The 23,858-nt window shown below is 54.7% G+C and carries 11 protein-coding genes; 8 read left to right on the top strand and 3 right to left on the bottom strand.

What is annotated here, in order from left to right:
* The first annotated feature begins 58 nt into the window (after window positions 1-58).
* Complete coding sequence (locus ENN68_00645; protein HDS44606.1) at window positions 59-568, top strand: hypothetical protein; 510 nt, start codon at window positions 59-61, stop codon at window positions 566-568.
* Between the two features lie 33 nt (window positions 569-601).
* Here ENN68_00645 and ENN68_00640 read toward each other — a convergent pair whose 3' ends face one another.
* Window positions 602-2,179, bottom strand: a complete 1,578-nt coding sequence (locus ENN68_00640) for a DUF4445 domain-containing protein (protein ID HDS44605.1) — start codon at window positions 2,177-2,179, stop codon at window positions 602-604.
* 60 nt (window positions 2,180-2,239) lie between these two features.
* Between ENN68_00640 and ENN68_00635 the strand changes: the two genes are divergently transcribed.
* Window positions 2,240-2,890 carry a cobalamin-binding protein gene (locus tag ENN68_00635; protein HDS44604.1) on the top strand — a complete coding sequence of 217 codons (651 nt, stop codon included), beginning with the start codon at window positions 2,240-2,242 and terminating at the stop codon, window positions 2,888-2,890.
* A gap of 37 nt (window positions 2,891-2,927) precedes the next feature.
* Here the strand turns inward: ENN68_00635 and ENN68_00630 are convergent, their stop codons facing one another.
* Window positions 2,928-4,262, bottom strand: a complete 1,335-nt coding sequence (locus tag ENN68_00630; GenBank protein HDS44603.1) for a tryptophan--tRNA ligase — start codon at window positions 4,260-4,262, stop codon at window positions 2,928-2,930.
* An 85-nt stretch (window positions 4,263-4,347) separates the two neighbouring features.
* Window positions 4,348-4,614, bottom strand: a complete 267-nt coding sequence (gene purS, locus ENN68_00625; protein ID HDS44602.1) for a phosphoribosylformylglycinamidine synthase, purS protein — start codon at window positions 4,612-4,614, stop codon at window positions 4,348-4,350.
* Window positions 4,615-4,757: 143 nt separating this feature from the next.
* Here purS and ENN68_00620 point away from each other — a divergent pair, with 143 nt between their 5' ends.
* The 6 genes from ENN68_00620 to ENN68_00595 form a co-directional block, all read left to right on the top strand.
* On the top strand, window positions 4,758-5,588 hold the full coding sequence (locus tag ENN68_00620; protein HDS44601.1) for a PrsW family intramembrane metalloprotease: 831 nt from the start codon (window positions 4,758-4,760) through the stop codon (window positions 5,586-5,588).
* Window positions 5,589-5,810: 222 nt separating this feature from the next.
* Entirely contained in the window at window positions 5,811-8,711 is a 2,901-nt protein-coding gene (locus tag ENN68_00615; GenBank protein HDS44600.1) for a DEAD/DEAH box helicase, read from the top strand.
* Window positions 8,712-8,909: 198 nt separating this feature from the next.
* Entirely contained in the window at window positions 8,910-10,247 is a 1,338-nt protein-coding gene (locus ENN68_00610; protein ID HDS44599.1) for a glutamine synthetase, read from the top strand.
* Window positions 10,248-10,624: 377 nt separating this feature from the next.
* Window positions 10,625-11,122 carry a hypothetical protein gene (locus ENN68_00605; protein ID HDS44598.1) on the top strand — a complete coding sequence of 166 codons (498 nt, stop codon included), beginning with the start codon at window positions 10,625-10,627 and terminating at the stop codon, window positions 11,120-11,122.
* Entirely contained in the window at window positions 11,061-21,443 is a 10,383-nt protein-coding gene (locus ENN68_00600; protein HDS44597.1) for a hypothetical protein, read from the top strand. The genes ENN68_00605 and ENN68_00600 overlap by 62 nt, the downstream gene beginning before the upstream one ends.
* 386 nt (window positions 21,444-21,829) lie before the next feature.
* A partial coding sequence (locus ENN68_00595) for a hypothetical protein (protein ID HDS44596.1) occupies window positions 21,830-23,858 on the top strand: 2,029 nt, incomplete at its 3' end.

The following is a 23,858-nucleotide window of genomic DNA, read 5'->3' as shown; positions in this document are numbered from 1 at the left end:
ATTGCCCGCCTCGCTCGCGTTCGCTATCCCCGAACGAACAGAGAGAGGAAACCGAAAAATGAGCACGAAAGTAACGGTATCCGTTCCTGTAGAGGGGAAGACCATTGCGGTCGAAAAGGAGATCAGCGAGCTGGAGAGTATAAGTGAGACGATCAACGGTCTACTCGCAGCGCTGGAACCTCTTGGCGGGCTCGACAGAGCAACAGCGCAACAACTGCGCGCGTTGTATGGAAAAGCGCTGGATAGAGGCTGGGATAGAGAGCGCGTAAAAAGCGTTCTCGAAGAGCGGTTCGGGACGAGTGATGATGCTGTGATCCTGGCTAACGTAACGAAAAAGGAACTCGCACGTAGTATTGCTGAGTTCGGCGGTGCGATAGAAAGCCCGGGTATGGTAACAGCAACGCAAATGAGTGCATTATGGGGTAAAGCGCTGGGAAAAGGTTGGAATAGGGAAGAAATTAAACAATTCATGGAGCGAAAGCTGGGAACGAGTGTAGAAGAGGAGATTGTTGGTAAAATAGAGCGAGACCGGTTGTCATCTGTTATCGATGAACTCGATAAACGGTAGTGTGGTGTGGCTTAAATAAAAAGAGCCGACCGGCTAGGCAATACCATAAAGATAGTTCTGGAAATAGAGCTCACCAATGAACTTCTCCTGGAAGTTCTCCACCTCATCGAGCTTGATGTGCTCGATCTGCGGCGCAACTGTCTCCGCATCCTTTCGTTTCGTCCGCGAGATCAACGCATGCCGTGCGCCCTCGATCGCCGCGTTACCGACCTTCTCCACCTTCTCCAGCGCGATTGGCGGAAGGAGCCCGATACGCATCGCGTTCTCGAGATTGATGTAATAGCCGAACGCACCGGCGAGGTAAAGGTGATCGAGATCAGTGAGCTCGATCCCGTAGCGTTCCAGCAACACCTTGATACCGACCGAAACGGCCGACTTCGCCAGATTGAGCTTGTCAATGTCCGACTCAAACAGACAGATGGTATCAGTTATGTGAAATGCGCGGGTATCGCCCAGGAACTTCCCGCGGCCGTTAATGATCCGGTTCTCCAGGAGCACGGCCAGCGCATCGATCAATCCCGAGCCGCAGATGCCGATCGGCTTAGCATGGTGGATGGTCCGGTAGGTCACCGTGCCGTTGACGAGCCGCACTTCGTTTATCGCGCCACTGACACCCCCAAGGCCAAACTGAACACTGCACCCCTCGAACGCCGGACCCGCGGCGCATGACGTGGCAATCAGACGGTTCCGATTACCGAGCACGATCTCCGTGTTGGTCCCGATGTCAATGACCATGCTGATCCGGTTATGTTTGTACATCTCGGTGGCAAGAACGACCGCCAAAGCGTCGGATCCCACAAAGCTGCCCACGAGCGGGAGGCCGTAGACGCGCGCGTTTGGATTCAGCGCGAGCCCGAGCTCGCTCGCTGTTTTACGGACCGGTTCCGTGCTCAGCGGCTCGTAGGGCGTTATCCCGAGTGATTGCACGGACGTGCCGAAGAAGAGATCGCGCATGACCGGGTTGCCAACCACGACCAGCTCATAGACGTTCCGCCGCTCAGTCAGCTGGGCGATCATCTCGTTCACGGCGATTCTGATCTCACGTTCCAGAAGTTGCTGACCCGTTCGTGCGAACTCGATGCGGGAGATGACGTTGTTCCCGTACTTCTTCTGGGGATTCTCACGGGAGATGACGGAGAGCACCGCGCCCGTTTCCAGATCTATAAGATACAGCACGAGCGTGGTGGTTCCTATGTCGAGTGCAATACCGTGCATCTCGCCCGTAAAGTTGTTAACCGCGGTGGATTCGTAAAAGACACGATCGCCTTCACGGTGCACAAACGGGTCGACCTGCACCGGCCAGAACTCGCTCGTCTCCAAAATACAATACGCGATCCGCGGAATACGGATATAAATCGGCACCTCGGTGCTTCGAACTCGCGCCTGGCAGGCGAGCCGGTGGCCGTCGTTGCGGATGAATTGACGCTCCGCCGTGGTCTTCCGCGAGAGCGCGCTCGGTGTGCTCAAAACCTCAATGAGGCACTGACCGCAGGTGCCCTCACCACCGCAGGGCGCGCTGATCTCGATCCCCAGCTCCTGCGCGTACGAGAGGATCGTCTTGTCCGCAACGAGGTCCGCTTCGATTCCTGAATCCGTAAAAACGATCTTCATACACTCACAATTAAAATGCGGATTGAAATCTTTTAAGCTTTGTGCATACTTGGGTATCCTATGGATGCGAGCAATACCGAGCAGATCATTGACGCGCTCCTCGACACACGGAAGCTGCGTATAGAAGCATACATCGAGGAGCGCATGAGCCGGGGCATGAGTGCATACGAGCTCGTTGAAAAGCTGACCTCAGGACTGGAAATGATCGGGGCAGGCTACAGGGAGCGGTACTTCGATGCCGAGCTGATGGTCTCCGGCTGGAACGCGAAGAAAGCGCTGGAGATACTCCGGCCGTTCCTGGAGCAGGAAGGCGCAGCAAAAGCCGCAGGGACGACGCTCGGTACGGTCGTTATCGGCACGGTCAAGGGCGATGTGCACGATATCGGTAAAGAGGTGGTTGAGATCATGCTCGCGTCCGCGGGCTTCAGGGTCGTGGATCTGGGTATCGATGTGGATAAAGAGCGCTTCGCGCGTGCCGTTTCAGAGAGCAAAGCCGATGTGCTCGCACTCTCTGCATTGCTCACAACGACACGGGAATATATGGCTGAGGTCATCTCGCATCTCCGCAGCCAGGGCCTCTCGGTCCCGATTATCGTCGGCGGCGGCGCGGTCACTGAGGACTTTGCCCGGAAGATCGGCGCGGATTACTACTGTAAAGACGCCATTGACGGTGTAACGAAGGTAAAAGAGCTGCTGGCACGAGCCGGTTAGAATCCCGCACTCGTGCTGCTTTCGTGAGCGAGAACGGTTACGTGAACCACCGCTTGTACACGTCATGCTTCATCAGCGCTTCGCGTGCCGCTGCGCGGTCCCGCTGATGCTGCGTCAGAAACGAGTGCATGAGCTCCGCAGCCTCTGCTTTGCACTGCTTGCACAGCCGTCTCCCGCTCTTGCACTCTTCAAAGATCTCCTTCGCATGCGCATCGTCCTCAATAAGGTGCACCATCAAAAGCGCGTAAATCGTGCAATCCTCCGGCACGCCGCCGTGCTGCTTCTGCTCTTCTACCGTCACGCGCCCGCCGGTCTTCGCACGGTGTACCTTCTGCGCGGCCTCCTCCGGCGGCTCGGTGAGCGCAATGTAGCTCTCCGGAACGCTCGAGGACATCTTACCGCCCGTCAGGCCCTGCACGAACCGGTGATAGGTGGCTGCAGGCAGACAGAACCCGTAACCACCGTAATCGCGCTCAACATCCTGGACAACCGCCTCAATCGCCCGCAATCGGCTCGCGATCTGGTCTTCATCGATCGCGAAGAGATCAAGATGGAGCTCATGGAGCTTCTGCTCACCTGCTATACGCGCCGCGAGCTCCTCCAGCGCACCGATCTCCGCATGCTTCGCACGGATACTGATATACGGACGCTGCTCGGGGTCGAACCGCGTCTCCACGCGGAACATCCGCATCCGCGCGGCGATATCCCGCGTTAACCTGATATGTGGGTCCTGATCCACGCCGACGGGAATGACGGTCGGTTTGGGGCCGGTATACTCGCGGAGCTGCGGCTGCAGAATGTCCGCGTTCTGCACCAAAACGCTGATCATGTGCGCGATGTTCACCTCGCCCCTGAACCCGTAGATCGCGCTGATCTCGCTGAAGTTCACCGCCGTGCCCAGCTCGAACGCGAGATCACGCAGCGGCTTGTTCTCCGATTGGAAATACAAATGGCCCTGTTCTATCTCAAAGCCCAGCGCGACCAGGCTCACGAGATACTCGTTGAGCCCGAGCTCCCGGCACTGCTTCCACGAGACGCCCCGCACTGAGTGCGCCTCCATATCCGCGACACAGGAGAACGCGTCGCCGCCCATGCGCTGGTGCCAGATGATCTCGTCCATCACCATCTTGCCACCGAGATGCACCTTGCCCGAGGGCATGAACCCGCTCATCACCGCGAACGGGCGCCGCTCGTTCATCGCACGCGCCACGTCCTCGTACCCGCGATGCCCCACGATAATGCCTCTGCGCATGTACCGATGCGGCTGCTGTAACTGACCGAGAATATCCGAGAACCGCGAGATACCGAACTCGTCAAAGAGCCGTGAATAATCCGTTATATCCGTGACACCCCAGGGGTCGAGCTCTACCATCGCACTGAACCTCTCTTCTCACCACACACCTTCATATCGCCGATTGTAATAAAGAAAGCCAAGCGTTCGCGCGCTACCCGGCTGACTAACCGTTGCTCTGCACGACTTCGATCGTGTAATCGTGAATCACCGGGTTGGCCAGCAGCTTCCTGCACATCTCATCCACCTCGCGCTTCACCGCTGCCTCGTCACCGCTCCCGGTCTCCTGCTCCAGAGTGATTCGAAACGTCTTCATCGATTCCACTGCCTGAACGCTGGTAAACCCGAGCAACTGCAATGCCTTTCGGGTGTTCGCGCCCTCAGGGTCTGCCACGCCGTGCTTCAGCCGTATCGTCACGTCCACTTCGATCATAGTGCTCTGTCCGCACCTGAGGATATAGTTGACGCTGCCCGTTATAAAAGCTTGGTCGCACTCCGGCAAAGGCAAACTGAGCGAGGAGACCCGGGGCGAAAACCAGCGGAACATTTATACCGCGCGTCACCCCAGGTATAGTGATGCTTGAAATCGTCTATATCAGCGTTATTGTTAGCGTGCTCTGGTTTCTCTATATCTACCAGAAGGACGTCTTTGAGCCCGAGCCGCTGGGCCAGATCGTAAAGGCCGTGGCGTGGGGCGCAGTGCCCGCCGTTATCCTCTCCATTATACTTGAGCGGTACGTCTTCTTCTGGGCTGGCATGCTCAGTGCGCCGATTGTTGAGGAGGCCTGTAAAGGGATATATCTCTACTGGCTGCGGAAAGATCCGGTATTGGAAGGGCCGATGGACGGCCTGGTCTACGGCGCGGCCGTCGCTATCGGCTTTGAAATCGTTGAGAACGTGCTCTATAGCTTCTCCGCGGAATTCGGGATTGAGCTTGCCGCGGTGCGGTCCATCGCCGTGGGGCATATCCTCTTCACCGGGTTCTTTGGACTGATGGTCGGTGTGGCAAAGATCAAGGCGCAGCACCGCATGATCTTCTTCGGTTACCTCGGCGCGGTAGTCATGCACTTTGTCTGGAACCTGCTGGTGACCGCGCACTGGATCTCGTACTTCATTCTCGTCCCGGTCTTCATCATTATCCTCAAGCTGGTCGCGGATGTGGCCTGGAATTACGAACTGGACGCTTACATCTCACCGCGCGAGGAGATGGTTTCGCGGGCGAGCCGCATCATCAGCGAGCGCAATGGCGCATCCACACTGACGCTTGCTGAAGAACTCGGTATCGATCCGCATCGCACGGCGCTCTTCATGAAGAGCATGGGCGCGAAATTCGATCGCGGGAAAAAGAGATGGTATCTGGCGACTGCGCCGTCGTATCGCAGACCCGACGGGAACAAACCTGAATAAGACCAAGCGGAGTGAGCCCGGGAACGTCGAGTGAGTTCGGCGCAGCGCAGTTTGGTGAACCGTTATGAGTCATGCATACTGACGTCCAGAGCAAGCGTCATTGAAACAGTAAGAGGCCCTTGTGGTCACCGCACCGCTTGCGGTCCGATCTTTTTCTCTGCCTGCGGTAAAGAGGTAATAAGGTAACTTGTTCTGTCTGATTGATCTGATACACCGGGCTGCATGAATGCCTTTTCGCTGCTCTCTGCAGAGATACAAGCGGTAGTAGGTGAGACCTTCACCGCACCCACGGAACCACAGGCGCTGAGTATCCCGCGCATTTTAGCGGGCGAGGACGTGTTATTGATAGCGCCGACCGGCTCGGGGAAGACAGAAGCAGCGGTTTTGCCCGTGCTCCATCAGCTTATCGCGTATAAAAAACAGAATAACGCGCGGAAAGGCTTTTTAGCACTCTACGTCACGCCGTTGCGCGCGTTGAACCGCGACATGCTCCTGCGGCTGGAGCGCTTGGGTGCGCAGCTCGAGCTCCGTATCGATGTGCGTCACGGCGACACGAGCATGTACGCACGGCGAAGGCAGGCGCTCGAGCCACCCGATATCCTGATCACCACACCGGAAACGATCCAGGCAATGATCCCGGGCGCGCGGCTGCGGGAGCACCTGAAATCCGTCAGGCACGTGATCCTCGACGAAGTGCACGAGCTGGCAAACTCGAAACGCGGCGCGCAGCTAACCATCGCGCTCGAGCGCATCGCGGAACTTGCAGGCGGGTTCCAGCGCATCTGTCTCTCCGCAACCGTGGGCAATCCCGAGCAGGTAGCGAAGTACTTCGCAGGCCAGCGCCGCACGATGCAGGTGGTCAATACCGTATCCACGAAAGCGCTTCAGATCGCGGTGCTGAGCCCGCAACGAGCACCGCAGGATATGCGGGCGGCCCAGAGCGCCGGCGTCGAGCCTGATGTACTGGCACACGTGCGGGCGCTGCGGGAGATCGTGAACGCTGAAGGTAACGAATCGACCTTGATCTTTGTGAACACGCGACGGGCCGCGGAGATGCTCGGCTCTATCATGAACCGGTTTGAGCCCGGCTTGATCGGTGTGCACCACGGCTCACTCTCCAAAGAGATGCGAATCGAAGCCGAGGATCGCCTGAAAAGCGGCGCGATCAAAGGGCTCATTTGCACTAGCTCGATGGAGCTCGGCATTGATATCGGCACGATCGATATGGTCGTCCAGTACGCATCGCCACGAGAAGTGACACGTCTCGTGCAGCGTGTGGGGCGTGCCTCGCACTCGTTCCAGACGACCTCCAGCGGGAAGATCATCGCGCTCTCTCCGGACGATGTCGCGGAAGCGGTGGTGATTACAGAGCGCGCAAAGGGCGGTAAGATCGAGGATATCAAGCTGAAAGAGGGCTCGATGGACGTGCTGGCGAACCAGATCTGCGGGCTACTGCTCGATACCAGCGTGATCAGCCTGGAAAAGCTCCGGGCCGTGCTTATACGCGCATATCCGTTCAGGGATCTCACCCGTGAGGCGCTGCTGCGCGTGATCGCGCAACTGGAGGCTGAAGGCCTGGTGAAATACGAGGCCGAAAAGCTCTGGCGCAGTAAAGGCACACGCGCCTATTACTATGAGAACCTCTCCATGATCCCGGACGAGCGCAAGATCGAGGTGTACGATATCGTGAGCGGGAAGCTTATCTGTATGCTTGACGAACGGTTCGCGCTCAACTTCGCAGATCCCGGCGCGTTATTCGTGGCGAAGGGCGATACCTGGCGGATCGTGGATACCGAACTCGACGCTGAGGACGGCCTCGCGAAGCTCAGGGTCGAGCCGGGCGTGAAACGCAAGGGCGAGATCCCGAACTGGGAGGGCGAGGAGATCCCTGTTCCGTTCGTGATCGCGCAGGACGTCGGTCAGCTGCGTGCACGCATTGCTGCTGCTCGTGCCCGCGGCGTGAGCACCGCAGACCTGAACAACGAGCTGGAACAGGAGTATGGCGTGTCCGCGGGCTGCTTCGAGTCGCTGATCGCTCTGCTCAGCCAACAGCTGGAGCAGGACTACCCGGTGCCGACAGCGCAGACACTGGTCATTGAGATCGCCAGCGATCACCAGGAAGTGGTCTTCAACACGTGCTGGGGGCATCAGGTGAACGAGACCTTTGGCCGGCTGCTCATTACCCTGCTCGGGGCGCGGCTCGGCATGGACATCGCCATGGAGATCGATCCGTATCGAATAAAAGTGCGATCCGGGCGCGCGGTATCCCGCGATGCGGTACAGCAGACGCTGGCTGCGATCGAGCCGCAGTACGTGCAAGCGCTCCTCGAGAAGACTATCCGGAACTCATTCCTGTTCAGATGGGAGCTGATGAACGTGGCCAAACGGTTCGGCGCGCTGCGTAAGCAGTTCGATCGTAAGCGGATCTCAGCAGATAAACTGATCGCCCTCTTCGCCGATACGCCGATCTATACCGAGACGGTGCGAGAACTCTTTGCGGATAAGCTCGACGTCGAACGGACGGTCGAGGTGGTGAAGAAGATCAAATCAGGAGAGATCCGCGTTCTGTTCTCCGCGCACGGCGTGAGCCCCGTCGGCGCCGCAGGCTATACGAGCTGGCGCGATATGCTGGCCAGCGAGCGTGACGAGCAGCTCATCATCGAAGCGCTCCGGAACCGCATCATGAACGATCGCGTGCTCTTATTCTGCGTGCACTGCAAGCGCTGGGAAGCCCGGAGGCACGTGAAGACCGTGATTGACCAGGGACAAGCGGGGCTCGTGTGTCCGGTCTGTAGCTCGCGCTTGATCGCCGCCCTGAAGCCGTGGGAGGACGAAGAGATCCGGCTGGTGAAGCAGGCCGCTGCACATAACACCGGTGCACGAGCTGAGCGTGCGCGGGTGAAACGGGTCTACCGGAACGCGAATTTAGTGCTCTCGCACGGCCCCCGTGCGGTCGTTGCTCTTGCTGCTCGCGGTGTGGGACCTGAAATCGCATCCCGAATCATTCGCCGGGTCAATCCGGCAGTACCGGCGACCGAAACGGAGGCGGAGGAGCACAGATTTTACCGCCAGATCCTGGATGAGGAGCGGAAGTACGCACGAACAAAACGGTTCTGGGAGTAAGGAGCTGATCTATCGCGTTATCCCCCGACCGACCCCACCGAGAGATACGCTATTTCACCAGTCGGTCACACGGAACGATATATTCAGGAGCAGCGTGAACCGTCCGCTCGCAATCTCCGCATGGTTACCGGTCAAACGGCTCCGAATACTAGCTTTAAATACAACCTGCGCCCAATAGATGACCGTAGCGAGCGAGCGATGTCGAAAAAGAGCGCGGATAAGGACACGGTATTTGACGCAGTCGAGAAGCGCGGGGTGCAGTTCATTGGACTGTGGTTCACGGACATTTTAGGGCATTTGAAGAGCGTTTCTATTACTGTAAGCGAATTAGAGGCGGCTTTTGAGGAGGGCATGGGCTTTGACGGCTCCTCGATTAAAGGGTTCGCACGGATCGATGAGAGCGACATGCTCGCAAAACCAGATCCGGGCACCTTCCAGCTTATCCCCTGGAAGACCCAGGGCGACGTGGTCGCGCGGATGTTCTGCGATATCCTGAAGCCCGATGGCAGCCCGTATGAAGGCGATCCACGCCATGCACTGAAGCTGAACCTCGAGCGGATACGTGAGGAGTACGGCTATACCTTCTACGTCGGCCCCGAGCTGGAATATTTCTATCTGCGTGATGACAAGTCGCTGGAGGTGCTGGACGAGGGCGGCTACTTCGATCTGACCACGCTCGACGCGGGCAGCGACCTCCGCCGTGAGACGATCATGCGGCTCGAGGCGATGGGGATCAAGGTGGAAGCGAGCCACCACGAGGTCGCGCCCTCGCAGCACGAGATCGATTTGCGGTACGCCGATGCACTCACCATGGCGGATCGCGTGATGACGCAGCGGATCGTGATCAAGGAGATCGCGCGGCAGCACGGCTGCTATGCCACCTTCATGCCCAAACCGATCTTCGGGGTAAACGGCTCGGGCATGCACGTGCACCAATCGCTCTTCAAGGGCGAGCGGAATGCCTTCTTCGATCCCGCAGATGAGCACAATCTCTCGGACGTCGCGAAATGGTACACCGCGGGGTTGTTGAAGCACGCGCCGGAGATCACGGCCATTACCAACCAGTGGATCAATTCGTACAAACGGTTGGTGCCGGGCTACGAGGCTCCTGCGTATATCACCTGGGCGCGCCGGAACCGCTCGACGCTCGTCCGGATACCGATGTACAAACCGGGCAAGGAGAAAGCGACGCGAATCGAGTACCGCAGTCCTGACCCGGCCTGCAACCCGTATCTGGCATTTACGGTTATGCTCGCTGCCGGTCTGGCGGGTGTGCGAGGCACGTACGAGCTGCCGCCACCCACGGAGAAGGACGTGTATCTGATGAGCGAGGACGAGCGGAAGCGGGAGAAGATCCAGACGCTGCCCGGGAGCTTGATCGAAGCGATTAACCTGACGAAGCGGAGCAAGCTCGTCAAAGAGGCACTGGGCGAGCATATCTTCGGGAATTTCATCATGTCCAAGCTGGTCGAGTGGGATCGGTACCGTATGAACGTGACCGAGTGGGAGTTGAAAGAGTATCTGTCGGTCTTGTGACGGACGTTTCACACGTCCCCCACCCGGAGCGAGACAGTGGTGAGCAGTGCTCCAATGCTAGCCCGCTCTTTAAGCGTTACAGCTTTCTTCTAGCTCATACTGGCTCCCGGTTGATCGGTTTGAAGGTGTGGTTCAAACTGTTTATAGGGTGAAGCGGGCAACAGATTTGAGAACCTGTCCCTGGCAACTTGTGTGAGTCTCGTGTTGTACGAAAGTCCACGGGAAAAACAGCCGATAGCTTTAAGATATAGTTTAGATATTGTAATCTTGCTCAGAATGAGCAACCCAGGCTCACGCGGCAGAGCTGGCGGTAAAAACGGGAGGTACGGCCGGACGCTGTGTGAGTGGTGCCACGGTAAGGGTAAGGAGGAGTAACCATGAACCATCAGGATCAGCGGCGAGGGCGGAAATGCGGCACCATTTTGGTTATACTGCTCATTCTGTGTGCAGTAGTGCCGGCATCAGCGCCCGTGGCTGCAGCTCCGGTAACGGCCACGATGAATACTCAGTATCTCGTAGAGCGACCCTTTAAAGTACAGGTGGGGACGTGGGATGGTAACCTGTCGCATCAGGTGACGCTTGCGAGTAAAGATGCGCTTTTTCCTCTTATCGTCTCGCTTTCCTATTTCCGCAAATTTAAGAGCTTCGATTCTGGCTTTGGCTATGGCTGGCGGCTTAATTATGATATTTATTACACCGAAGAGCCGGATGGCGTGACGATTTATTGGGGGCACGGTGGCGCGACAAAGTTCATAGACCGTTCATTCGTCGCTTCCTCCTCTGGCGAAAGCCCTGCGAGTGCCTTCCTCGCCTATGCGCGGGATGCGCAACCGGGTGGAGCGGCAGTTTGTCGCGCCGCTGGGCGTCTCCGATGAGCTTGAAGCATATGCACCCGACAAAGTGGTGCTGACCACGAAGAATGGTATGAAGTATTATTTCGATGATTCCGTGCATAAACAGGTAACACGGATCGTGGATCGGTATGGTGATCGGCTTGACTTAGCCTATTCGGGCGATTTGCTGAGTAGCATACGAGACTCGAGTGGAAGGCGCATTGATCTGGAGTATGACGAGCAGGGAAGACTGATCACGGTTATAGACCGAGATTTCTCTCCCGCGCGTAAAGTCGCTCTTACCTACGATGGCGATGGCAACCTGGCTCGTATTCAGAACCCTATGGGCGGCATAATTCAGTATTCGTACGCGAGTGATCACCGCCTCACCCAGATACAGAATCCGCGTGGTGATATACTGACGATTACGTACGATTCTGCGGATAGGGTCGCCTCGCTCGCCACGGGCACGCTAGCTACCACCTACTCATACGAGCGCTACGAGGATGGCTCGCGAAGAACGCTCGTTACCGACCTCGTTGACGGCCAGAATGTGACCACGGCATATTACTACAATTCAGACGGCTATCTTGAGAAGGTCGTTGATGCGTTAGGACAGGCTATTACGAATACGTGGGAGGCAAACAACCTCGTCGCCTTTAACGATCCGTTAGGACATACGACCCGTCTGGTATATGATGGGCAGAGCAATATCCTGATGACCGTCGACCCCTTAGATGGCGTCACGACAGCGACGTATGATCCCGCGTATAATCAGAGGACAAGTACCACAGACCAGAACGGAAACACATGGCAGGTACACTACACCCTCAAAGGCGACACCAGGTCCATTACCGATCCTCTGAACAATTCGATGAGCTTTGTCCACGATTCCCACGGGCACCTGTTACAGGTGATCTATCCCGAGGGAAACACCATCAATTACACGTACGACCTGCATGGCCGGAAATCCATGCAAACAGACGCTCTGGAAAATACCTATGCCTATACCTATGATCCGTCAGGAAATCTACTCACCATCACCGATCCGCTTGGCGGTACTCGATCATTTGCGTACGATTCCCTCGATCGACTTACCGGAGAGACCGATCAACTTGGGAGAGCCGTTCAATTCGCGTACGATGCGATGGGCAATGTCATCCGGTTCAACGATACCCTGGGGCGTACACAGAACTACACCTACGACGACGTGGGACGGTTACTGACCGTTACCGACCCAATTGGTGCGGTCACCCAGTACACGTACACTATGTATAACTTAAAAGTCATAACTGACGCTCTTGGGCAGCGCTATCACTACTCGTACGATGACCTGGGGCGAAGGATTGCTGAGACCTCGCCACTTGGCTTTATGCGCCAGTATACCTATGACGCTCGAGGTCTGATCGTGAACAGCACTGCGCCCGACGGCTCGTGGGTGCGATACGACTATGATGCTCTGGGGCGACTCATTGCCCGATATTACCCCAACGGTGAGCGGATTGATTTCACCTATGATGCGGTGGGCAACGGTATCGAGGAGGTATGCCCGGATTTGCGGCTTTCCTATACCTATGATCGACTTAATCGGCTGATTCAGGTGAGAGACCTCACACACGGTAAGACCATCGAGTATGCCTACGACCGCAATGGTAATGTGGTGAAGCTGAATGTCAGTGGTGAGGTGACTACCTATACCTATGATGCGAATAACCAGCTGGTAAGGCTGAACAATCCACGAGGTGACGTAACGAAGTATTCGTATGATCCCGGTGGGCGATTGACCGAGAAGGCTTACCCGAACGGGATGAGAGCGAACTACACCTACGATGCCGCGGGGCAGCTCCTGCAGTTGCGGTACACCACGTCCAACGGCTCGACGCTCTATGCATGGTCCTGTTTGTTTGATCTGGCGGGTAACAAGATCAGATCCACGGATAAGAACAACGCCACCACCGAATATCGCTATGACCGCCTCGATCGCCTGGTGAACGAGAGCTATCCGGACGGCTCATCGGTGACCTATACCTATGACGCGGTGGGTAATCGACTCAGCCGCACCAATTCGTCAGGCTCCATAGACTACACCTACGATGCGGATAACCGGTTACTGAGTGCTGGCGGGGTGGTCTATGGCTGGGATGCTCGGGGAAACCGCATCAATAAAACCGATGCGACGGGCACGGCAGAGTATCACTACGACTATGAGGGACGGCTCAGCTCTGTCGCTCATGCTAACGGAAGCACGACCACCTATTCGTATTATCCTGACGGAAAACGGCTGAGCACGACAATCGACGGAGTTACTGTTTATTACCTCTATGACGGCCTGGACAGCGTCGTGGAATACCATGAAAGTGGTGAGAGTATCCGCCGTTATACCAGTGACCGGAACTGCATCGATAGTTTGATCAGCCTTGACGTGAACGGTTCGACCTATTATTACATCCAGGACCCCCTGGGGAGTGTCGTGGCGCTGGTGAACCCGTCCCAGGAGGTGGTTGCTACGTATCGCTATGACGCCTTCGGGCAGCTGCTCGACGCGACGGGTAGCATCGAGAATACGCGACTGTACACTGGTCGTGAGTTTGAGGATACCTCGGGGCTGTACTATCTCAGGTCGCGCTATTACGATCCCGAAACGGGGCGGTTCATTACTCCTGATCCGTTCTCAGCAATCGATCCGGTGAAATACGATCATCGCTATTCCTATGCCAGGAATAATCCCGTCACGGTGCTCGACCCATTGGGTCTCGCAGGGTTCTGGGAGAACAATATCGATTATTGGGAAACGGAAGCCCAGAAAGGTGCTGAATCACCTAATACCTTCTTCGGGACCATCGGTGGGTTCGGTCAATACGCCCTCGCTAAGACCATGTCCGGGATCAATCGGGACCTTAGAGACATCACTAATCTCTTCAAATCCGGTTGGAACTGCTTAAAGCACGCGTGGCAAATACCGCCGCTTTTCATCAATAACAAAGGCGTGGCCACCGAGCCCATTTACCTGTATCTGCGGGGTACCTATGGGCCCGGTGGAGCGCCCCACGTCGGCGTTAATGTCAATTATATGGCCAAGGACGGCATCTTCCACATCGGGATACCGGAGACCGCGGCGACCAAGTACCCGTTTTTGCAGAATGCATATGATGGCGGCAAAGTATTCTGTGGCAAGATGCCCGGATGTGTACCAACAGCACACTACTTCCCCTTGCAACAGCAGACCTGGATAACCAGGGCACTGTCCCATAAGGTGGTGGGTCCGGTAGCCCAGGCCGGTACGAAATTCCTGGGTGCCGCGGGCAACGTCGTCACGGCGGGTGCGGGACTGCCGCTTGAGGTCTTCGTCTTGGCGCCCATCTCGGGTACGCTGGGCTGCAATAGCAAGGATAGTGATGAGCTCCCCACAGGTACCAAACCCACGAAACCTAACAATCCGGGCGGCGATCATCCGGACGATAGCTTTGATGTCTCCACGCTCACGTTCCTCGCACCCAACGACGGCTTTGATGCGGTCATGCGGCTCGCAACGGCAAAGAACCTCTCACAGCTTCTATTGCTCAAGTCCTATGCCGACCACTACGCGGCGTTTGAGAACTTCACGGACCTGCGTGCCCAGAAAGAGGAGGTACTTGCCTGGAGTAATGCGAGTTCAGAACTGAGTGCACTTCTTAGTAATAACGCCGCGCTCGTTGATGAAGAGCTCAGAACCGCACCGGACGTTGCTGTACTGGCACGGGGCTTCTACACTGAGCTCAGCGGCGTGCTGTCCTGGTATCATGTTCCCTTCCGGCTCGTGGATCCCGCGACGGTAAGTGCGATCTCACAGGAGGTTCTTGTACTGCCATCCGGTGGCCTCTACGGGCTCGATTCCTCTCCCAGCTTCAAAACGGCACTCGACGACTACGTTACGAATGGTGGCACGCTCGTCGTCTTCGCACAGCAGCGCGGCTATGAGTTCCGCGCGCTGCCCGGTGGCGAAGTCAGCGGCTACGGCTGGCTCGAGGATCAGAGCTGCCACTACCGGTCCATCGGGATCAGCACGTATCACATGATCCTCTCGGGGCAGGACTCGGTCCTCCTGGATGCGAACGTGGACGGGTATTTCACGAGCTGGCCCGATAATGCCTCGGTGCTCTTGACGAGGACGAAGAACGGCATGCCCGCGTTGCTCATGTACGAGTACGGCGCGGGCCGCGTGATCGTTACTTCGATCTACGAGGACTGGGCCTACGGGCACCACGCCGCCTCGGACGATGGGCTCAGGCTCATCCGTGATCTCATTGCCGGGGCCACGGAACCCACCGCTATTCCGGAATACGACGCGGGCAAGGCCATCTCCATTCCGGTCAACGTCACGAACCACGCGAACGAGACCGCGGAGAAGGTCTCCTTCGTTCTTATCAACCCGGATAGGGGCCTCGCGAAACACGTGAACGTGACGGGCGTGAGCATCCTGCCATCCGAAACAGTAACTATTACGTTCACCGACACCGCGTCCACACCGCTCGGGATCTGGTCGCTCGATGCGCTGCTCTACAACGATAGCGCGCTCATACAGAGCAATTATGACGCGCAGCGGTTCGCGGTAAGTCTCTATGGCGCAAATCCCAAGGGGTTCGTGACGCAATCGGGCATACAGCTCTGGGTCACCTCTATTGATGATCACGTTGCAAAAGGGAGTGAGGTCGTCTTTACGGTTCATGTGAAAAACGACGGCGATACGGATTTCACGGGGAACATCGCGGTTGGTGGCCACGAGGCGCGGCATGAAGGAGGCCGATGGTGGGTGTACTATGGCGCGGTTACCAATATAACGGTGCCCGCACATGCTCAGCAAAGCTTTCTGTATACTCATCGCATGAATTATTCCACGAGCATGTACTTTGGCCTCTTTGAAGCTGGCGTAGACTATCAATACACCTGGTTTCACTCGGGCGCACGCGCCGTCACTGAAAAGGGCGTCTGGGTATTCAGCCCGTCCGTTGATACCGAAGTGGTTACCGATCAGCAAGAGTATGCGAAGGGCGATGCAGTTGCCATTCTGCTGCATCTCACGAACAAACGAAGTGCGGCATGCAATACCACCGTTACTGTGCTGGCACTTGATCCATATAATACCAAAGTCTTTGAGGACACACTCACCTTTAATGTTAGTGCTTACGACTCAGTGAACCAAACGCTTACCTTTTCGGCGCCATCAACGGCTGAATATGGTACGTACCTCATATCGGCGGAAGCATTTACGAACGGTGAGAAGATAGGTTCCGGATCAACATATTTCGTGGTGCCCAAGAATTATATCGTTAAACTAACGTTCGATAAGCCTGGTGGAGCATACAAAGTACGCGATAATATGAGTATTAATCTCGAAGTTACCAATAGTGGCTCGTCGTCATGGGATTCATACGTAAACCTCTCACTACCACTTTTGGCGTTTGAAAACTCGACAGTTGTCTCATTGAATGCTAACGAAACCGCGAGTCTCACGTACGATCTTAGCATACCTGAAACGGCATCCGCGGGGAAACACGAGGTCACGGTTATGGTCAGCTTTGATGATGCGGTAAAGCAATACTATTTCGTTATACCGGACTCGAAATTGACCCTCACTACTGATAAGCAGAGCTATTCTGCGGGAGAGACGATTATGGTTAATCTAACAAATAGCGGTGGTATCGATGCAGAATGCAATTGCTCAGTCGCGCTTTATGATAGATTCAAATCGCTACTGTATGAGAACCTAACGTACGAATTTGTCAAAGCAGGTGAAATAACTACGTTGTTAGTTGAGCTACCGGACCAGCTCGTCGAGGGTCACTATCATTTCACGACCGAATGTAAAAACCTGAATGCACAAACAACCTTACACAAAGATCTTATGATCACCGGCGTTCATGCGTTGTTGGACCTTGTGACCGACAAAAAAATTTACTCTAGTAATGAGAATGTGACAACAGGTATCACTATCACCAACCTCAACAGTACTATCGCTAATGCAACGCTTAATGTCAAAATAACCTACAGCAAACCGGTAATTACCGTTGATGATGACGGTGTCGCCGATTATCACACGATTCAAGATGCAGTGGATAATGCGTCCGCAGGTGATACGATTCTCGTTTATGATGGCACATACAACGAGGATGTCGTCCTGGACAAGCAGCTTAATTTGATCGGTGCAGACTGGCCTGAGGTGGTTGCGAGCGACACCGGAGATGGTATCACGGTGAATGCAGATGGTTGCGTCATTGACGGGTTTAGTAGCCAGAGTGTGAATGGAAACGGTATAGTTCTGTATTCTTCAAACAATGTAATTTCAAATAACCGTTGCAGTAATAGCAGTGTTGGTATCTACTTGGATTCGTCGAGCAACAACAACTCGCTGACGGACAACTTCGTTTACTCCAACACCGTTGGCATCTGGCTGGATTCGTCGGGCAACAACATGCTTTCGAACAATACCGCATACTCGAACTCCGAGGGCATATCCCTCTATTATGCGAGCAACAGCAACTCGCTGACGGACAACTTCGTCTACTCCAACACCGTTGGCATCTGGCTGTATTCGTCGAGCAACAACACGCTCATGAGCAATACGGCATCCGCCAACACCGACGGCATCTCCCTGTATTCGTCGAGCAATAACAACACGCTCACGAGCAATACGGCATCCGCTAACGAGATCGGCATCTCTCTGTATTCGTCGAGCAACAATACGCTCACAAACAATACCGCATCCTTAAACGCAATCGGCGGTTTCTGGCTGTATTTGTCGAGCAATAATACGCTCACGAACAATACCGCATCCTTCAGCACTGACGGCGAGGGCATCTCCCTGCAATATTCGAGCAACAACACGTTCACGGGCAACAATGTCTCAAACAACGACTACGGCATGTACCTGTCTTTTTCGAGCAACAACACGCTGGGAACAAATAACATATTAGATTGTTATTACGGCATAGAATTATATCATTATTCATCAGACAACCAGTTCTATCTGAACAATTTCATAGGTAACGATTACAATGCAGAGATAAGTACGAACTGTTATAATAATACTTGGAGTTCTTTATCAAAAATAACGTATATGTACAATGGGACGATCTATATCAACTATATCGGTAACTATTGGAGTAATTACACTGGGAGCGATAATGATGGTGACGGAATCGGCAATACGCCTTATGTAATCACCGGCAGCTATGAGGACCGCTATCCTCTAATGCAACCGTTTGAAAGCTACACTATCCTCTTAATCCACGGGTTATCCTTTGAAGAAGCACGTCGTGGTGCACCTTCTCCTGAAACGTTCGAAGCTCAGGAGGAAGAGCCAGAACCATTGAGCAACGAACGCCTGCAGCCATTACCGTACCGTATCGCAGTAGCGAGGTCTGCTAGGGGAAATACGCTTGTTGATGCCCTTTATTATCAATCGAACGAAAGTAGCGGGAGGTGGTCTGGGCGAGTTGCACCTGAGCTTGAAATGTACACGGACACCAGGGCATGTGAGACACCGCATGAACGACAGGGACAATCAAATCTCACCGCTCATGTCAATTCACTGGCTGCTACAATTTGGGAGACTAATATGACACTCAGCATTCCAGAATCGGAAACAACCACTATTGATATCGTTCTCTCTCCTGCAGAGTTACAAAATTCGACCGGAAAACTGTATGTCGTCTCCAAGCTCTATTCAGAAACGTCACAAATAATCGCAAAAAACAGTACCTCTTTTTATATTACCCCTGATGGTTTATTATTGATCCTTGAAACCGATAAGAGCATCTATAAAGCGGGAGAAAACATAAAGATCTACGGAGAGGTCCAAAACAATGCAGAGCTACAAGATACTTGTAGTCTCATGATAAGCCAGTCTGGGTACCCATTATATTCTGATAGCTTCGTACTAGCGCCATCGGAGCATCGCACCTTTGAACTCAATCTAACCGCCGAATACCCCTTCATACTCACGGGACTCGTCAAGGGCACTTCGCTCACCGGTGCTGAGGTCTCCTTCGAGGTGACCGTAGCAGAGCCGGCGATAAACGCCGAGATCGTTGCACCCGATGTCGTGGGTTTGGATCCGTTCAGTGCAGGAGTCTTGATCGAGAATAGTAACGAAGTTGAAGCTCATGAAACGGTGCAAATTGGAAACACTGTTTGGTACCTAACGCTTCCAGGTAAAGAGTCTCAGTTGTGTGAACTCACCCTCAACATCTCAAAGAATGCTACAGTTATCGTTCAGATATCCGGTGACGTCAACCAAACGCTTGAGAAGGAGATAATCTGCGCTGAAAATGCCACACTGCTCTTTGATACCGCGGGTTTGTATTTCGAAGGGCTTGTTGAGATTCCGCTTATTGTCCACAATACCGGCATCAGTGATACGCGGTTCAACGCTACCTTTACCATTGGAGAGCAGAAGATCATCGATACATTTGCCGTACCGAAAAATGAGAGCGTAAATGCAACCCTTCTGATTAATTTGACAAAAGGCATCTATAGACTGAACTATACGACACCCTTTGAGACGGGTAGTGTAGCTATAGGCATTGCCGCACCGAAATTTGTCGTTATTGCCACGCCCGCAAATCTAACCGGTGACCTTGGCGAAGAAGTGACGGCTGACTTCACCGTCCGGAACACCGGCGGCGCAGAGGGCAGGGCTGAACTCAACGTAACGATCCCGGGCATTTACAAAGATACAAACGTCACGTGGCTCAAACCTAATGAGGAGCAAACGCTGGGCTTTACGTTCAGCCTGCCCGACGATTTGGAGGAGAAGTACTATAAAGGGTATTACGAGCTTGACGAGCAGCGTGGAGAGTTCTCCCTCTTCGTCCAGGGCGCAAATATCTCGGTCACTGCATCGTTGGACAAGCGCCTGTACGAGGCTAATGAGAGTGCCATTTTGACGTTAGGCGTCGTGAATAACCGAAATAGGGATTTAAGCCTGTATTCTCGGGTCAGGTTCAATGCGTACGATAATGTCACGTATTTCAATCTTGCAGGCATGGCGTCGAAAACGCTTACTTTTGACATCCCCGTCACCTTCACGGGCGATGCGAATATGCTCTTTACCGTCTATACCGACTCCGGCCGCGCGCTCCACATTGATACGCTCCATCTTCACGAGAAGAACCCCGCAGGGAGCGGTATCGAGGTCTACACTGAGAAACCGGTCTATGCCCTCGGCGAGAACGTGACCGTCTTCGTGAACGTTAGCAGAGCCGAGAACTTCACGATGAGCGCACCCAACAGTACCGTGAGCACCACGCTGCTCAATGCCTCCACCACCTATACGTTCACCATACCTGAGCTGAGGTCAGGAACGTATTATATCGAGTACACCTTCGGCAACTACTCCGCGGTCTATCCATTCAACGTGCTCGGCTATGCCGCCCGGATACTTGCCGCTGAGCTTGACAGGGTGGTGTATCAAGACGGCGATACCCTGACCCTGCACCTGGTTATTGACGCGAACCGGAACATGACGGGACTGCTGCGGGTGTGGTTCTTCGATCCCTTATACAAACTCTCTGATTCGTTCGCGCTGAATGTCACGCTGACCACAGGTGAGAACGAGCTCGGGGTGCGCAGACGCTTATCAACGGATTTCGCGGGCATGCACCAACTCAGCTATGGTATCTACAGCGATCTGAAGGCGGACAGGTACGTTAACCTTGCCTCAGGCACCGAATGTTTCGACGTCGAGCTGCTCGGCTTGAACGAGGTGTATCTCCGGCCTCAGAACTGCAGTGCTCGGTACGGTAACACTGTGGACGTAGAGATTTGGGCAAATACTGCCGAGCCCTTCGCTGGCGGACAGATACAGGTGACCTATGATAGCAGTTGTGCTAATGTCACCAATTGTGCGTATGATACTGCGCTCTGGAATGGCACGTGGGACTCGAGCAGTGCTGGTCGAGAAGGGTTGGTCTTCCTGCGACCTGTTGGGGCGCCCACCATCAATGGCTCGGTGCTGATCGGCACGCTCACCATCCAGTGCTGCAATACCGGTGATTGTGTAACCCCCTTGACCTTCTCGCCACCGTGTACGTTACATGATCCTGTTGCAGGCGATCTCGTCGTTACGTGGACAGACGGACGATTCGAGTGTACCGCAGTGATGTGCGGCGATGTCACGTGTGATGACACTGTAGATGTCTCAGATGTAGGGCGATTACTGTACCACGTCGGGTTCCCCGGTGACCCCCGGTATCCGATCTGCAATGACTGGGCCGCAGACGTCAATTGCGATAATGAGATAGACGTCTCGGATGTCGGCCTGCTCCTCTATCACGTCGGGTTCCCTGGAGACCCCCGATACGCGCTGCGATGTTGTGGAACGTGACCTACGAAAAACAAAAACGGAATTGTACTCATGCCCCGGGCATACCGATACCAACGAGCTGGCTGATCGTGAAGAGGTTTGCTGGTGCTCATTCACCGCGATCTTCCTAGAACTATATAAACGCGTAACTACTGCAAGCAGCAGACAATTTTGCCCACAATTCACTATAAATATCCGGCTGTCTTTTACATCTTATCTTCTCCAAGTCGCCACAGATGGGAGAACCAGAAGGCGAAACAACGAGCAGCATGAGCATAAAAAGACCGAAATGGCGCAGTTACACTAGCGTAGGGCTGATGCTACTGCTGATCATTGCTGCAAGCTTCACACCTATCATAGCGCAAAACCCGGTCGCACCTACGAACCCCTATCTAATGAGGTCATTTATGGATAACAACGGAAGGCAGATCGATGAGATCATTGTTCCCGAACGACCGCCGGCGGTCAAGGCCGCTGCGGCAACGGTTCCCGAACCCGATAGTGCCCTGGGGATTAATATACTTCCCGACGTCCCTGCTTTCGATTGGTGCTATGGCTGCTCTGCAACGTCCGCGGCAATGATGTTCGGCTATTACGATCGAACGGGCTATCCCTCTATGTACACAGGATCTACCAATGGTGGCGTATGCCCGCTCACCAATTCCGCCTGGGGCAATGGAGAATGTCCTTTGAGCGCGACGCATCAGGGAATAGATGGATTAGCAGTAAAGGGTCACGTGGATGACTATTGGTATTCCTACAGTAGTGACGTTGATCCATACTACGGCAACTGGCAGGAGCACACATATGCGGGCTGCACGGCTGATTTTATGGGAACTAACCAGTACCAGAACTGGAAAAACAAAGACGGTGCTACTACCTTTTATTACTATACGAATGGCGCTCCACTCTATGACTATTCAGGCTGCGAACCTGGTAAGCGCGATGGTACCCATGGCATGAGATTGTTCGTGGAATCTCGCAACTACACGGTTTTTCACGATGGCGTCCATTTTCGTAATTATAATCAGTATGTTGATGCATACCAATCCGGTGGCTTCACGTACGCACAGTTCAAGGCGGAAATTGATGCCGGACGGCCGGTCATGATTCAAATTGCGGGGCACTCGATGCTTGGCTTTGGTTACAGTGACCCGGATACCATATATCTCCATGATACCTGGGATCACAACACGCATACGATGACGTGGGGAGGGTATTATGCTGACAAGCGGCACTATGGTGTATCGGTCCTTCAGCTCGATGCGGTGGCTCCGTGCGGCACGATGGGTGTGAATCCTACATCATGGAGCCCAACGGTAAACGCTGGGTCATCCGCGAGCCAGACGGTGACGATATCTGCGATCGAAGGGCCCGTGAACGGCGTAACCGTGAGCAAGATGTCAGGGCCTGCGTGGCTCACGAACAGCCCCTCGAATCTCGGTGACATCACCGCGGGATCGAGCAAGACCGTCACCCTGACTGCGGCGCCACCCGCGGGCACGAGCGGCGAGTTCGACTATACCGTGCGGGTGAACAATACCTGTGGCACGCCGACTGCACAGGATGTGACCGGGACGATCCACGTGCCCGACACCACACCGCCTTCAGTGACGGTTACATCGCCAGACGGTGGTGAGAACTGGCAGGTTGGTAGTACGCATGCCATCACCTGGACTGCTACCGATACCGTGGGAGTTACTTCGATCGATATCACGTATTCAACGGACGGTGGCTCAAGCTATCCCTTCACGATTGCAACCGGCATAGCGAATACAGGAACCTATTCCTGGACGATACCCAATACGCCCTCAACTACCTGCAAAGTTAACGTGATCGCACACGATGCAGCAGGCAATACCGGTGAAGATGCGAGCAATGCCACGTTTGCCATAACAACCCCCTCAGCGAACACGGTGTATCCTGAGCCTCAGAACAGCTGCGCACCGTACAGTAACACCGTGGCCGTTCAAATATGGGCTGATACTACCGACGAATTCGGTGTTGGGCAAATAAACTTGACCTATGACAGCAGTTGCGCAAACGTTACCAATTTCGAGTATGGTCCGCTTTTTTCAGGTTTTTCGACGTGGGATTCGACTGTTGCTGGTCGAGAATGGCTCGTCTTCACACGGCTCGGCACGGTTAGTGGCACGGTGCTGATCGGCACGCTCACCATTCAATGCGGCACTACCAGTGAGTGCGAAACGCCATTGACCTTCGCTCCACCAAGTAAGCTGAATGATCCATTCGTCGGAGATCTTATCGTTACGTGGATTGGTGGAACATTCAACTGCACACCACTACCGCAATTGTGCACGAATCCCGATCCACCATCGCATGACTTTGGCACGGTACCCGAGGGGCAGACGGCGACATGGACCTTTGCTATTACCAATTGCGGCGAAAACACGCTGACATGGACGGTCAGTGATG

Source organism: Methanomicrobia archaeon, from assembly GCA_011049045.1.
GTDB lineage: Archaea > Halobacteriota > Syntropharchaeia > Alkanophagales > Methanospirareceae > JACGMN01.
Note: the sequence above shows the minus strand (reverse complement) of the source record. Positions and strands in the feature narration are given on the sequence as shown.